12 protein-coding genes and 1 pseudogene are annotated in these 14,675 nt (G+C 39.2%); 8 read left to right on the forward strand and 5 right to left on the reverse strand.

Features of this window, described 5'->3' with window-relative positions; translation table 11 throughout:
• Window positions 1-60 precede the first annotated feature (60 nt).
• The 5 genes from mnmE to rpmH form a co-directional block, all read right to left on the reverse strand.
• Window positions 61-1,446 (reverse strand): tRNA uridine-5-carboxymethylaminomethyl(34) synthesis GTPase MnmE, encoded by a 1,386-nt coding sequence (gene mnmE, locus RTR43_RS07290; RefSeq protein WP_312470736.1) that lies wholly within the window; start codon window positions 1,444-1,446, stop codon window positions 61-63.
• A 271-nt stretch (window positions 1,447-1,717) separates the two neighbouring features.
• Window positions 1,718-2,341, reverse strand: coding sequence for an RNA-binding cell elongation regulator Jag/EloR (gene jag, locus RTR43_RS07295; protein WP_312470738.1), 624 nt, complete (start codon window positions 2,339-2,341; stop codon window positions 1,718-1,720).
• Complete coding sequence (gene spoIIIJ / locus RTR43_RS07300) at window positions 2,338-3,111, reverse strand: YidC family membrane integrase SpoIIIJ (RefSeq protein ID WP_312470739.1); 774 nt, start codon at window positions 3,109-3,111, stop codon at window positions 2,338-2,340. The genes jag and spoIIIJ overlap by 4 nt, the downstream gene beginning before the upstream one ends.
• 167 nt (window positions 3,112-3,278) lie before the next feature.
• Complete coding sequence (rnpA, locus tag RTR43_RS07305) at window positions 3,279-3,620, reverse strand: ribonuclease P protein component (protein WP_248734956.1); 342 nt, start codon at window positions 3,618-3,620, stop codon at window positions 3,279-3,281.
• 189 nt (window positions 3,621-3,809) lie between these two features.
• Complete coding sequence (rpmH, locus tag RTR43_RS07310) at window positions 3,810-3,944, reverse strand: 50S ribosomal protein L34 (protein ID WP_024031040.1); 135 nt, start codon at window positions 3,942-3,944, stop codon at window positions 3,810-3,812.
• A gap of 881 nt (window positions 3,945-4,825) precedes the next feature.
• Here rpmH and dnaA point away from each other — a divergent pair.
• The 8 genes and pseudogenes from dnaA to RTR43_RS07350 all read left to right on the forward strand — a co-directional run.
• Window positions 4,826-6,172, forward strand: coding sequence for a chromosomal replication initiator protein DnaA (gene dnaA / locus RTR43_RS07315; protein WP_312470743.1), 1,347 nt, complete (start codon window positions 4,826-4,828; stop codon window positions 6,170-6,172).
• Between the two features lie 182 nt (window positions 6,173-6,354).
• Window positions 6,355-7,491, forward strand: a complete 1,137-nt coding sequence (dnaN, locus tag RTR43_RS07320; RefSeq protein ID WP_312470745.1) for a DNA polymerase III subunit beta — start codon at window positions 6,355-6,357, stop codon at window positions 7,489-7,491.
• Window positions 7,492-7,701: 210 nt separating this feature from the next.
• Window positions 7,702-7,917, forward strand: a complete 216-nt coding sequence (yaaA, locus tag RTR43_RS07325) for a S4 domain-containing protein YaaA (RefSeq protein ID WP_312470747.1) — start codon at window positions 7,702-7,704, stop codon at window positions 7,915-7,917.
• A gap of 18 nt (window positions 7,918-7,935) precedes the next feature.
• Window positions 7,936-9,051, forward strand: a complete 1,116-nt coding sequence (gene recF / locus RTR43_RS07330; RefSeq protein WP_312470748.1) for a DNA replication/repair protein RecF — start codon at window positions 7,936-7,938, stop codon at window positions 9,049-9,051.
• 58 nt (window positions 9,052-9,109) lie between these two features.
• Window positions 9,110-9,337 carry an extracellular matrix regulator RemB gene (gene remB / locus RTR43_RS07335; protein ID WP_248734951.1) on the forward strand — a complete coding sequence of 76 codons (228 nt, stop codon included), beginning with the start codon at window positions 9,110-9,112 and terminating at the stop codon, window positions 9,335-9,337.
• Between the two features lie 187 nt (window positions 9,338-9,524).
• On the forward strand, window positions 9,525-11,447 hold the full coding sequence (gyrB, locus tag RTR43_RS07340; protein ID WP_312470752.1) for a DNA topoisomerase (ATP-hydrolyzing) subunit B: 1,923 nt from the start codon (window positions 9,525-9,527) through the stop codon (window positions 11,445-11,447).
• Between the two features lie 22 nt (window positions 11,448-11,469).
• Window positions 11,470-13,998, forward strand: coding sequence for a DNA gyrase subunit A (gene gyrA / locus RTR43_RS07345; RefSeq protein ID WP_312470749.1), 2,529 nt, complete (start codon window positions 11,470-11,472; stop codon window positions 13,996-13,998).
• Between the two features lie 322 nt (window positions 13,999-14,320).
• Window positions 14,321-14,614, forward strand: a pseudogene (locus tag RTR43_RS07350) (transposase); the annotation flags it as partial.
• Window positions 14,615-14,675: the final 61 nt, after the last annotated feature.

Below are 14,675 nucleotides of genomic sequence, written 5' to 3' on the forward strand. Positions count from 1 at the left end.
TCCTCCTTTTCTGTAAAAAACAGAAACGCTGCTTCCTCAATATAAATATTTACTATCCAGTTATTTCCCCAAACAAAACTGTGAAAATAGCTGGTCAATGAGACTTTCATGAACGCTATCACCAATGATTTCGCCAAGCAATTCCCATGTTCTCGTTAAATCAATTTGCACAATATCAATTGGAGTACCCATTTCGACCCCTTCAATTGCTTCCTCGATGACCTGCAAGCTTTGATGTAGCAAAGCAATATGGCGGCTGTTGGATACGTAGGTCATATCACCCGCTTCAAGCGAACCGGCAAAAAATAATGCAGCAATTGCTTCCTCCAGTTCATCCACACCTTGATCTTCTAATAGTGAAGTTGTGACAATTTTATGATCCTTTGCCAATAGCTTTACCCGCTCCATATCAATTTGCTGCGGCAGGTCTGTTTTATTAACAATTACGATTGTATCCATTCCTCGAACAACCTCAAATAAATTTTCATCTTCGACGGTCAGCATGTCTGAGTAATTCAATACAAGCAAAATTAAATCAGCTTCTTTTAAGACCTGCCGAGAACGCTCGACGCCAATCCGTTCGACGATATCCTCTGTTTCCCTGATTCCGGCCGTATCCAAAAGTCTAAGTGGCACACCGCGGACATTCACATACTCTTCAATGACATCACGGGTTGTCCCTGGAATATCAGTAACAATAGCCTTATTTTCCTGTACAAGACTATTTAATAAAGACGATTTCCCGACATTTGGGCGCCCAACAATTACGGTAGACAAACCTTCTCGTAGTATTTTCCCCTGCTGTGATGTTTGTAAAAGCTTATTTATTTCATCGCGGACGAAATGGGCTTTTTCATTGAGCATTTTATGGGTCATTTCCTCGACATCATCATATTCCGGATAATCGATATTTACTTCGACATGGGCAAGGATCTCCAAGATTTCTTGGCGTAATCTGCGGATTAGCTTCGATAATCTTCCATCCATTTGCCCAAGTGCCATATTCATGGCCCTGTCCGTTTTTGCTCTAATTAAGTCCATTACCGCTTCTGCCTGAGATAAATCAATTCGTCCATTTAAAAAAGCCCGTTTCGTAAATTCACCGGGTTCAGCTAATCTAGCGCCATTTTTTAAGACATGTTGCAGTACTCTATTCACTGACACGATTCCACCGTGACAATTAATTTCGACTACATCCTCTTTCGTAAAGGTTTTCGGTCCCTTCATGATAGAAACCATTACCTCTTCGACCACTTGGCCGTTTTTTGTATCAATTAGATGCCCATAATGAATCGTATGCGACGCCATTTTCGTGAGCTTTTTACCGCCAATGCTTTTAAAGAGCTTGTCTGCTATTGGAATAGCATCCTCTCCACTTAAACGAACAATAGCAATGGCACCCTCCCCCATTGGCGTCGATATCGCCGCAATTGTATCAAACTCCATTTATTTCACCTCACATAAAAAAATCCATCTATATATTAAAAATGACTGTTTCACCAAAATACTAGAATACCACATCTTTTTCTGTTTCAACCAAGCAATTTATCCACAACTTAATAATATCCATGTATTATTTTAACTTATCCACATGTGAATAACAATAAAACAAGAAAACCGAACAAAGTTATAAACAGATAACTATTTTGAAAGCAAATTTGGTAACTGGGTAAAAAAAAACACCCTGCCAAAAGGAAGGATGTCTTTGTTATTCAATTTACCTTTTCACTGGTGCAATCACAATAAACCGATGTGGTTCTGATCCATCTGAAAATGTCTTTATACGCTTATCTTCGGATAAAGCGGTATGAATTACTTTACGCTCATAGGAAGGCATCGGTTCTAAGGTGACATCTTTTCCTGACTTAACAGCCTTTTGGGCCAGGCGATGTGCTAATTGAATAAGCGTTTCACTTCTTCGATTTCGGTAATCCTCAGCGTCCAGGATAACAGTTAAATATTGATTCGAAAAGCGATTAATGACTAATTGGGTCAAATACTGCAGCGAATTGAGTGTTTGACCTCGTTTGCCAATCAAAAGAGCAATCTTTTCCCCAGTCATCACAAAGTGCACCTGTTTTCCATCGCGTTTAATTTCTATCTCCGCTGGTGCCCCCATTTGTTCACTTACTTGAGTTAGAAACTTCTTTGCTTCCTCAAGCGGATCAATAATGACTGTTACCTTTACAACAGCTGGACGTGAACCAAAAATACCAAAAATGCCTTTTTTTCCTTCATCAATTATATCTACATCTGTGCGGTCTTTCGTTGTCTGTAATTGAGCTAAAGCTGATTCTACTGCTTCTTCGACAGTTTGTCCTGTAGCAGTTACCTGTTTCACTTCTTTGCTCCTCCCGCATTACCGGTAGCTTGCGCCCTAAGATCCGGTCCTTTTATAAAATAGGTTTGCAAAATCATGAAAATATTTCCCACAACCCAGTACAACGAAAGGGCTGCTGGGAAGCTAAATGCAAAAAAGGCTATCATTATCGGCATCATCCATACCATCATCGCCATTTGCGGATTTTGTTCCTGTCCAGCCATCATCATTTTTTGCTGGATAAAGGTAGTAATACCTGCAATAATCGGCAAAAGATACAATGGATCTTTTGTCCCTAAATCGAACCATAAGAAGCTATCTTGTGCGATTTCCCTTGTCCGTGAGATTGCATGATAAAAACCAATTAAAATAGGCATTTGAACGATTAATGGGAAACAGCCAGCCATTGGATTGACACCATGTTTTGAAAAGAGTGCCATCGTTTCCTGCTGCAGCTTTTGTTGTGTCTTTTGATCTTTTGAGCTGTATTTTTCTTTAAGTGCTTTCATTTCCGGCTGCAGAGCCTGCATTGCCTTGGAGCTTTTTGTCTGCTTGATCATTAGCGGCAAAAGAACTAATCGGATTAAAACCGTAACAACGATAATCGATAATCCAAAGCTTCCGCCAAGCAAATGAGCAACCTCTTTAATTAACCAGGACAATGGATAAACAATGTATTCATTCCAAAAACCCGTACTTTGTGCATTAATCGGCTTCTTAATCTCACTGCATCCTGTTAAAAATAGGAATACAGAAAGCATCCCGAACAAAAGTAAAATTCGTCTTTTCAACCAACTTTTCCTCCTTATAGTCTATATATTGGAAATTTCATGAATCACACTCATTATGTAAAGATTTTCTTTCCAAATATTTCATTGGTATTTTATCATTTTTCTAAATGAATTGTCTTCATTTCACAGCTATATTTTGATTAAATCGTAAACATTTACGCCAACTGCTATTTTTTTAAGACCTTTCCCACCTTTAAGACATGGGTTAAACTCTTTTTCACCTCAAAAAAATCCATTTCAGCAGTGGGCTTCCTCGCAATAATCACGTAATCATTCCCAGAAGCTAATTGATCGTTCAACTCAAAAATAGCTTGTCTTACATACCTTTTGATTCTATTCCTTGTTACAGCATTTCCAATCTTCTTACTGACAGACAGTCCGATACGAAAAAAGTCCTGCCCCTCTTTTTTTAATGAGTAAACAACAAATTGCCGATTGGCAAACGAATAGCCCTTCTGAAAGGCTGCTTGAAAGTCTTTATTTCTTTTTATTCGGAACTCTTTCTTCATATAAACACCTTCAGTCCTGGTTGGCTCCATGTAATGATTCCATTTCTACTATTAACCGTTAGTTGTATTCATAATCTTAAGTTGTAAAAATTTCATGGCCGAAAAGGACTTCACTTTCCTAAAAAAGAGGGTTAACTGCTTAGTTACCCCCTTTGATTAGAAAAAAGACCACTGAGACGTTTCAGTGGTCTAAGCTGATAATACTTTTCTTCCCTTTTGACGACGACGAGCAAGAACCTTACGTCCATTTGCTGAACTCATACGACTGCGGAAACCGTGAACCTTACTATGTTTACGACTATTTGGTTGATATGTTCTTTTCATTATATGACACCTCCCTGAGGAATAGCTATCGAATGTAAATGACAGTCTTAACTATTATAAAGATGAGAGCATAATATTGTCAACCACTCACAAAATATTGTTTTACATTTCCAATTTTTTTCGAACATGTTTTAGCTCAGTTTTAGACATTCTAAACCTATATAAAAAATCGGATCTACAGACAGAAATTATTTTATCTTTGGACTTTGAAAAATGTCCTGCTCGAGCGCTAGCTTCTAGTGACTTCGCACAAAGGAAATTTCCACTTTTTTATCCTGTGGATAAAAAAACGACATATTTTGCATTATCCACACAGGATATTGACAGGTTTTTCACAAAAGAAAAGCTTGTGGACAATTTTCATGCACACAATGTTACAGTTGTGGATAAACTTCGAAAAACCATTGCGCGTCTTGTTATTATTTGATATTATATTTGTGTTTTCACTCTTAATAACTTTATCCCGAATAAATGTTATCCACAATTTGTGGATAACATGTGGACATGTTATCCTGTTACTCTGTAAATACTTGTCCACAAGGGGTGGATATTGTCGAAACTCCACATTATTTCCTTATATATGTTTTCCACAACCACTGTTTCGTATATTAATAAATTAATAGGCTGGATTCTGTTGTTTGACAGCCATTTTCACGGAACTTTAGTTACAAAGGTTACCCGGTTGCGAAGAGAATACTCCGTAAATGATTAAAAACTTTTGGAGTTAGACAGTAAATACTACAAAATGCCATTTAAATAAAGAAAACTCGCTGGGCATGCCGTTTAACGGTTCATGAGGCGTAGTTTGCACTTATGTCCGATAGGAAAGTTATCCTTTCTCGTATCGACAAAACTAATTAGGAAAGAAGGAGGGACATTAGTTGGAAAATATTGCGGATCTTTGGAATGCAGCGCTGGCTAATATTGAAAAAAAAATAAGCAAGCCTAGCTTTGATACTTGGCTCAAGTCGACAAAAGCTCATTCCCTTCAAGGCGATCTGCTTGTCATCACGGCGCCAAATGAATTTGCACGTGATTGGCTGGAGGAGCGTTATTCTCAGTTAATCTCTGGAATTCTCTACGAAATAACCGGAGAAGAACTTTCAGTAAAATTTATCATTCCGCAAAATCAAAAAGAGGAAAATCTTGACCTACCAACGCCCCCAAGAAAGGCAAAAAAAGATGATGATCATGCTGATTTTCCGCCAAACATATTAAATCCAAAGTATACATTTGATACGTTTGTTATTGGCTCTGGCAACCGATTTGCCCATGCAGCCTCACTTGCGGTAGCAGAAGCTCCAGCAAAAGCATACAATCCCCTGTTTATTTACGGTGGAGTAGGATTAGGAAAGACACACTTAATGCATGCGATTGGTCATTATGTCTTAGACCATAATCCTGCTGCAAAAGTGGTTTATTTATCGTCGGAAAAATTCACCAATGAGTTCATTAACTCGATTCGTGACAACAAAGCGGAGAATTTCCGCAATAAATATCGAAACGTGGATATCCTGCTAATTGATGATATTCAGTTTTTAGCTGGAAAAGAATCAACACAAGAGGAATTTTTCCATACATTTAATGCTTTACATGAGGAAAGCAAACAAATTATTATTTCTAGCGACCGGCCGCCAAGAGAAATTCCAACATTGGAAGACCGCCTGCGATCACGGTTTGAATGGGGATTAATTACCGATATTACGCCTCCTGATTTGGAAACAAGAATTGCCATTCTTCGAAAAAAGGCACGGGCAGAAGGCTTAGATATTCCTAATGAAGTAATGCTTTATATTGCCAACCAAATTGATTCAAATATTCGTGAACTTGAAGGTGCGCTCATCCGTGTTGTCGCCTATTCTTCATTAATCAATAAAGACATCAATGCCGATTTAGCTGCAGAGGCATTGAAGGATATTATTCCAAGCTCCAAGCCAAAGGTGATTACGATTCTTGAAATTCAACGGATTGTAGGCGAACACTATAGTATTAAACTTGAGGATTTCAAGGCAAAAAAGCGTACAAAATCAGTCGCCTTTCCAAGGCAGATAGCAATGTATTTATCGCGTGAATTAACAGATTACTCTTTGCCTAAAATAGGAGAAGAGTTTGGTGGACGGGATCATACGACGGTGATTCATGCCCATGAAAAAATTTCAAGGCTTCTGCAAACCGATTCGCAGCTGCAAAAGCAAATGAAGGAACTAAACGAACTGTTGAAAATTTAATCACATTGTGAATAACTGCTTATGATTTACACACAGTCTGTCCACATGTGGATAGGCTGTGTTTCTATTAAAAAAAGCAGTTATCCACATACTAACAGGCCCTACTAGTACTTCTACTATTTTTTTTAATAAATAATATTATATTAACTGCTTTTAAAAATATGCTTAACGGAGGATAAAAAATGAAATTTATAATCCAACGCGACCGCTTGGTACAGAGTGTTCAAGATGTTATGAAGGCTGTCACATCAAGAACAACGATTCCGATCTTAACGGGAATTAAAATTACAGCAACAGCAGAGGGAGTTACCTTAACTGGAAGTGATTCTGATATCTCGATTGAATCCTTTATTCCTAAAGAAGAAGGAGGAGATGAAATTGTTGAAATCAAACAATCTGGTGCCATCGTACTCCAAGCAAAGTTCTTTAGTGAGATAGTAAAAAAACTTCCAACCGATTCAGTAGAAATGGAAGTATTAGGATCACTTCAAACGGTTATCCGTTCCGGGAAATCCGAATTTAATCTAAACGGACTTGACGCAGAGGAATATCCTCACCTTCCGCAAATTGAGGAAAATAATAAATTTCATATTGCAACCGATCTATTAAAAGCAATGATTAGACAAACCCATTTTGCTGTGTCCACCTCTGAAACACGGCCCATCTTGACAGGTGTCAACTGGAAGATTGAAAACGGTGAACTAAACTGTATTGCAACAGATAGCCATCGTCTCGCACTAAGGAAGGCCAAAATCGAAACAGAAAATAATGCAAACTATAATGTTGTCATTCCTGGTAAAAGCTTGAATGAATTAAGTAAAATCATTGATGACTCCAATGAACTAATTGATATTGTCATTACCGAAAATCAAATTTTATTTAAAGCGAAGCACTTATTATTTTTCTCAAGATTGTTAGAAGGTAATTATCCTGATACATCCAGATTAATTCCATCTGAAAGTAAAACAGAGGTTACTGTCAATACGAAGGAATTCTTGCAAGCTATCGATCGTGCATCCCTGCTTGCTCGTGAAGGAAGAAACAATGTTGTTAAGTTTTCAACCATTGAGGACCGAACCATCGAAATTTCCTCGAATACTCCTGAAGTTGGAAAGGTAATCGAAGAGATTCAAAGCCAGTCCATTGATGGCGAAGAATTAAAGATTTCCTTTAGTGCGAAATACATGATGGATGCCCTAAAAGCACTTGAAGGTACAGATATCAAGGTTAGTTTTACGGGGGCAATGCGTCCATTCGTGATCCGCCCACTTCATGATGAAACTATTTTGCAGTTGATTTTACCGGTGAGAACCTACTAAATTTTAGACTCCCACATATGCCGCCAATTAAAAACTGGCGGCTTTCTTACTAATAAAAAAATTTAAAACAATGGACTCTGAGAATTATCCAGAGCTAGCGTTTTTCTAGATATATGCGATAATATTTTTCTTTCGGCTTTCCTTTGTATCCTGCTGATTTTTTTAGTAAAATAAAGTATTGAGACCATTTTAGAAATGAGGGTGACGACTGTGCCTGAAAAAATAAAGCTAGATACGGAATATATTACATTGGGGCAATTTCTAAAATTGGCTGATGTAATTCAAACGGGCGGTATGGCAAAATGGTTTTTAAGTGAACATGAAATATTTATCAATGGTGAGCAAGACCAAAGAAGAGGAAGAAAACTTCGTACAGGTGACAAAGTCCAAATTGCTGGCTTTGGGGAGTTTGTGATTACCGAGTAGCTAAAGGATGCGTTTCCCATGTATATAGAAAAGTTAGCGTTAAGAAATTATCGGAATTACGAAGAGTTATTCGTCGAATTTGAAAATAAAGTAAATGTCATCCTAGGTGAAAACGCCCAAGGGAAAACAAACGTCATGGAATCCATTTATGTGTTAGCGATGGCGAAGTCACACCGAACCTCGAATGATAAAGAACTTATTCGCTGGGACCAAGAGTATGCTAAAATAGAGGGTAGAGTTCAAAAACAGCACAGCTCTTTGCCACTGCAATTAGTTATCTCTAAAAAGGGAAAAAAGGCAAAATGTAACCATATTGAACAGCAACGGTTAAGTCAATATGTCGGAAATATGAACGTGGTTATGTTTGCACCTGAAGATCTTAACATTGTTAAAGGCAGCCCGCAGGTGCGAAGACGGTTTATCGATATGGAAATCGGGCAAGTATCCCCCATTTATTTACATGATATGAGTCAATATCAAAAAATACTTCAGCAGCGCAATCATTATTTAAAAATGATGCAGATAAAAAAGCAAGCGGATCAGACTATGTTGGAAATTCTAACGGAGCAATTTATTCAAGTGGCCGTGAAGATTGTAACCAAAAGGTTTGAATTTCTCCGGTTACTGCAGAATTGGGCGAAACCGATTCATCAAGGAATTTCAAGAGGGTTAGAATCGCTTGAAATTACCTATAAGCCCTCTGTTGAGGTATTAGAAGATCAGGAATTGTCGAAGATGATAGCAAGCTTTGAGGAAAAGTTCGCAAAAGTCAGAGGAAGGGAAATAGAACGTGGCACAACCCTGTTTGGCCCCCATCGTGACGATTTGTTATTTTTTGTCAATGGTAGAGACGTGCAAACATTCGGTTCCCAAGGCCAGCAGCGAACAACTGCCCTATCGTTAAAACTTGCTGAAATTGAATTAATCAATAATGAAATTGGCGAGTATCCAATTTTACTCCTGGACGATGTTTTATCGGAATTAGACGACTTTCGGCAATCCCATTTACTTAATACAATTCAAGGGAAGGTCCAAACCTTTGTGACGACAACAAGTGTCGAAGGAATTGACCATCAAACATTAAAAGAAGCCTCAACCTATATTGTTGAGTCCGGCGTTATAAGAAAAGCGTAAGCGCCTTATCGTCCTTAGGCGGTGAAGCTAGTTAGTAGAAAGCTAATTGAGGTGGAGCATGTATATTCATATCGGGGAAGATCTTAATATAAGGGCGAAGGACATTATTTCCATATTGGATAAAGAGAGTGCCAACCAGTCGGACTTGGTAGAAGAATTCTTAAATTTCCATAAAGAAAGAGTAATCAATTTGTCCAAAAACCCTTTTAAGTCGGTCATTATTACATATGACAAAGTTTATTTATCCCCGATTGCTTCTGGAACCTTAAAAAAACGCTCAAACTAAAAAATTATTACAGCAATTATAAGATCACTATTGACTGAAAGGAAAGTTTAACCTTCCTTTCAGTCATAAGGGCAACTACCTCTCTGTCTTCGCCTTTAGGGCTAGCCAGTCGGTGAGTTTGCTATTTGATTAGGTACGAAAATATAGATGTATTTTTGTCAGAAGGTGCAGGTGAACAAGCATGACTATGGAACAAAAAGCAATCGAACAAGAAACATACGGTGCGGATCAAATTCAGGTGTTAGAAGGATTGGAAGCTGTTCGGAAAAGGCCTGGTATGTATATCGGATCAACCAGCAGCAAGGGTCTCCATCATCTTGTTTGGGAAATTGTGGATAATAGTATTGACGAAGCGCTCGCTGGCTTCTGTAACGAAATTAATGTCATTATTGAAGAAGACAATAGCATTACAGTTAAGGATAACGGCCGTGGTATCCCAGTTGGAATCCAAGAAAAAATGGGCAGACCAGCGGTAGAAGTCATCATGACTGTTCTCCATGCTGGCGGTAAATTTGGCGGTGGCGGTTACAAGGTTTCCGGCGGTCTCCATGGTGTAGGTGCTTCCGTTGTTAATGCCCTCTCCACCGAGCTTGAGGTTTATGTTCACCGTGATAGTCAAATTTACTTAATCAAATTTGAACGAGGAGTGGTCGTTTCAGAATTAGAGGCAATTGGAACTACCGACCAGACGGGGACGATTACCCACTTTAAACCAGATGGTGAAATTTTTACTGAAACATTAGTTTATGAATATGATATTCTTGCAACTCGTCTTCGTGAACTTGCCTTCCTTAATCGAGGAATAAAGATTACCATTGAAGATAAGCGTGTTGAAAATAAAAGGAATGAATATCACTATGAAGGCGGGATAAAGTCATACGTTGAACATTTAAACCGCACGAAGGAAGTCATTCATGATGAGCCTATTTACTTTGAAGGAGAACGCGATGGGATTAGTGTTGAAGTAGCCCTCCAATATAACGAGGGTTACACAGATAGCATTTACTCATTTGCGAACAATATCCACACCTATGAAGGCGGAACACATGAATCAGGTTTTAAAACGGCGCTGACAAGGGTTATTAATGATTACGCTAGAAAAAATGGTTTGATTAAAGAAAGCGATACAAATCTATCTGGTGAGGATGTTCGTGAGGGAATCACAGCAATTGTCTCAATCAAGCACCCTGATCCGCAATTTGAGGGACAAACGAAAACGAAACTGGGAAACTCTGAAGTCAGAGCGATAACAGACACTGTTTTTGCCAGCACGTTTGAAAAGTTCTTGTTAGAAAACCCAACCGTAGCAAGAAAAATTGTCGATAAAGGCTTAATGGCGGCAAGAGCAAGATTAGCTGCCAAGAAAGCAAGGGAACTAACACGCCGGAAAAGTGCATTAGAGGTTTCTAGTTTACCTGGAAAATTAGCTGACTGTTCTTCCAAAGATCCTTCTGAAAGTGAAATATATATTGTTGAGGGTGACTCTGCGGGCGGTTCAGCGAAGCAAGGGCGCGACCGGCATTTCCAAGCAATTTTACCATTGAAGGGAAAAATCCTTAATGTTGAAAAGGCCCGTCTTGATAAAATTCTTTCTAACAATGAAGTTAGAGCAATGATAACTGCGATTGGAACAGGCATTGGCGAGGATTTTGATATTTCTAAAGCACGTTATCATAAAGTAGTCATCATGACGGATGCAGATGTTGATGGCGCACATATCCGAACGCTGATTTTAACGTTCTTTTACCGTTACATGAGACAGCTATTAGAAGCTGGTTATATTTATATTGCACAGCCGCCGTTATATAAAGTTCAACAAGGTAAACGGATTGAATATGCTTATGATGATAAGGAACTCGAGCGGATATTTGCGGAACTGCCAAAAACCCCAAAGCCAAATATTCAGCGTTATAAAGGTTTAGGGGAAATGAATCCTGACCAGTTATGGGAAACAACAATGGATCCTGCGCAAAGAAGCATGCTTCAGGTTAGTCTTGAAGGTGCTATTGAAGCGGATGAAACCTTTGAAATGTTAATGGGTGAAAAAGTAGAACCACGCCGGAATTTCATTGAAGCAAATGCCCAATATGTGAAAAACTTAGATATATAGAAAAGTGGAAGGAGGTACCAAAATGGTTGAAACACCAAATTCTCAAATAAAAGATATAAATATCAGTCAGGAAATGAAAACCTCCTTTCTTGACTATGCAATGAGTGTTATTGTGTCACGTGCCCTTCCAGATGTTCGAGATGGGTTAAAACCAGTTCATCGCCGGATTCTTTATGCTATGCATGATCTTGGAATCCATGCGGACAAACCATATAAAAAATCAGCCAGGATTGTTGGCGATGTAATCGGTAAATATCATCCCCATGGTGATGTAGCAGTTTATGAAACGATGGTCCGGATGGCACAGGACTTCAACTATCGCTATATGCTCGTTGATGGACATGGAAACTTCGGCTCTGTCGATGGCGACGGAGCCGCAGCGATGCGTTATACAGAGTCGAGAATGTCAAAAATCTCGATGGAATTACTGCGCGACATCAATAAAGATACGATAGATTATCAAGATAACTATGATGGTGAAGAGCGGGAGCCTGTTGTATTACCGGCGAGATTTCCAAACCTGTTAGTTAACGGGACGACTGGGATTGCGGTTGGGATGGCGACAAATATTCCGCCGCATCAGCTCGGTGAGGTTATTGATGGCGTTTTGGCTGTTAGCCAGGACCCTGAAATAACTACGCAAGAGCTAATGGAAATTATCCCGGGACCGGATTTTCCAACCGGAGGGATTATTCTTGGCCGTAGCGGTATTCGCAAGGCTTACGAAACCGGCAGAGGATCCATCACCATCCGAGCAAAGGTAGAAATTGAACAAAAATCAAACGGTAAAGAAGTTATCATCGTAAATGAATTGCCATACCAGGTAAATAAGGCAAGATTAGTAGAAAAGATTGCTGAATTAGCTCGTGATAAAAAAATTGAAGGCATTACCGACCTAAGGGATGAATCCGACCGTAAAGGCATGCGGATTGTCATTGAGGTCCGTAAAGATGCCAATGCCAATGTCCTGTTAAATAATTTATATAAACATACGGCGCTGCAAACTAGCTTTGGAATCAACACACTTGCCCTTGTTCAAGGGCATCCAAAGGTATTAAATCTGAAGCAATGTTTAGTCCATTATTTAGATCACCAAATAGTGGTTATTCGTCGGAGAACGGAGTTTGAATTACGCAAAGCGGAGGCGCGTGCCCATATTTTAGAAGGCCTAAGAATCGCCTTGGATCACCTTGATGAAGTGATTAGTTTAATTCGCAGCTCGCAGACAACAGATATTGCCCGTGAAGGCTTGATGACTACCTTTAACCTTTCTGAAAAGCAGGCACAAGCCATCCTTGATATGCGTTTGCAACGATTAACTGGGTTGGAACGAGAGAAAATTGAGGAAGAGTTTCAAAACCTTATGATGCTTATTGCTGAATTAAAGGGGATTTTAGCCGACGAGGAAAAGATTCTTGAAATTATCCGAGAAGAATTACTTGAAATTAAAGAACGTTTCAATGACAAACGCCGCACTGAAATTGTGGCAGGTGGAATTGAAAATATCGAGGATGAAGACCTAATTCCACGCGAAAATATTGTTATTTCCTTGACCCACAACGGTTATATAAAACGTCTTCCGGTTTCCACCTATCGTGCCCAAAGACGTGGTGGCCGTGGTATACAGGGTATGGGAACAAATGAAGATGACTTTGTCGAGCAACTCATAACGACTTCGACACATGACACGATTCTATTTTTCACTAATAAGGGTAAGGTTTATCGCACAAAAGGCTATGAAATACCGGAATTTAGCCGCACTGCAAAAGGGATTCCAATTATTAACCTTCTCGGCATTGAAAAGGGAGAATGGGTGAACGCAATCATTCCAGTTGAAGAATTTGTCGATGATTGGTCCTTATTCTTCACCACAAAAGAAGGTATCTCTAAACGATCACCGTTAACATCGTTTGCAAATATTAGGAACAATGGTCTAATCGCCTTGAGTTTACGTGAGGGGGATGAATTAATCTCCGTCCGACTAACCGATGGCAGCAAGCACATGATTATAGGGACGAAAAATGGAATGTTGATTCGCTTCCCTGAAACAGATGTAAGATCAATGGGACGAACTGCAACGGGCGTAAAAGGGATAACGCTTGATAGTGACGATGAAGTTGTCGGGATGGAAGTATTAGAAGAAAACAATGATGTACTTATTGTAACCAAAAATGGATACGGCAAACGTACACCTGCCTCAGAATACCGGATCCAAGGACGTGGTGGTAAAGGTATTAAGACCTGCCATGTAACAGAGAAAAACGGAGCCCTTGTTTCAATGAGAGCTGTTACAGGTGAAGAAGATCTCATGCTTATTACGACGGGCGGTGTCCTCATTCGGATTGATGTAGCTGGAATTTCGAAAATGGGCCGAAACACTCAAGGTGTCAAACTTATTAGTATAAAGGAAAGTGAAAACCAATTTGTAGCAACAGTCGCTAAGGTTGAAAAAGAGGAAGAAGAAGAAGATCAAGAAAATAATCTCATTGATGAAAATGAAGCCATTCTTGATGAAAATCAAGATGGTAGCACACCTAAGAGCGAAGAATAATGAGTAGAAAGGAGCACATAATCTGTGCTCCTCAGGCTGTCGAAAAACCTTCGACAGCCTTTATTTTTTTATGTCACTTTAATATTTTACCGCGTTAATTAATAATAATATTATTAATGCGACATGTCTGTTGATTTGCGCTCCAGGCGCTTCGCTTTCCGCGGGCGTGCCGGGGAGCCTCCTCGGCGCTAATGCGCCTGTGGGGTCTCCCCTGCCCCGTACTCCCGCAGGAGTCTTCGCGCCTTCCGCTCCAATCAACAGGTGCAAATTCAATAATGTCCTCACACAACCAAAAAAAATAAAAAAATAAGTGGTGAAATCTATGTTTAAACCAAAAGAATCTTCCCAAAGTGAATATGAATTTGTTTCTATTGATGAATTAGTTCCAGACGAGCTCCTCCTTCGTTTGATTGATAAATATATTGATTTTTCGTTTCTTCTTGAAAAAGTTCTCCCTTATTATAGTGATGATAACGGCCGCACATCTGATCCCCAAATTTTGTTTAAAATGATCTTTATTGGTTATCTTTACGGTAATCGTTCTGAGCGATAACTAGAAAGAGAAATACGAATGAATGTTGCCTATCGTTGGTTTTTAGGTTTGAAATTCAAGGATCACTTAGCCAGGTTAGAAAAAGTGTGTTGCCATTCTTTAGGTTGATTTGCCACCCTGTTGA

It is taken from the genome of Neobacillus sp., from assembly GCF_031988165.1.
Taxonomy (GTDB): Bacteria; Bacillota; Bacilli; order Bacillales; family Cytobacillaceae; genus Neobacillus; species Neobacillus rhizosphaerae.

Coding starts and splice junctions, on each gene's coding strand:
- mnmE (WP_312470736.1), bottom strand. CDS start 1,446: ATGGAGTTTGATACAATTGCGGCGATATCGACGCCAATGGGGGAGGGT.
- rnpA (WP_248734956.1), bottom strand. CDS start 3,620: ATGAAGAAAGAGTTCCGAATAAAAAGAAATAAAGACTTTCAAGCAGCC.
- rpmH (WP_024031040.1), bottom strand. CDS start 3,944: ATGAAAAGAACATATCAACCAAATAGTCGTAAACATAGTAAGGTTCAC.
- dnaN (WP_312470745.1), top strand. CDS start 6,355: ATGAAATTTATAATCCAACGCGACCGCTTGGTACAGAGTGTTCAAGAT.
- recF (WP_312470748.1), top strand. CDS start 7,936: ATGTATATAGAAAAGTTAGCGTTAAGAAATTATCGGAATTACGAAGAG.
- remB (WP_248734951.1), top strand. CDS start 9,110: ATGTATATTCATATCGGGGAAGATCTTAATATAAGGGCGAAGGACATT.
- gyrB (WP_312470752.1), top strand. CDS start 9,525: ATGGAACAAAAAGCAATCGAACAAGAAACATACGGTGCGGATCAAATT.
- gyrA (WP_312470749.1), top strand. CDS start 11,470: ATGGTTGAAACACCAAATTCTCAAATAAAAGATATAAATATCAGTCAG.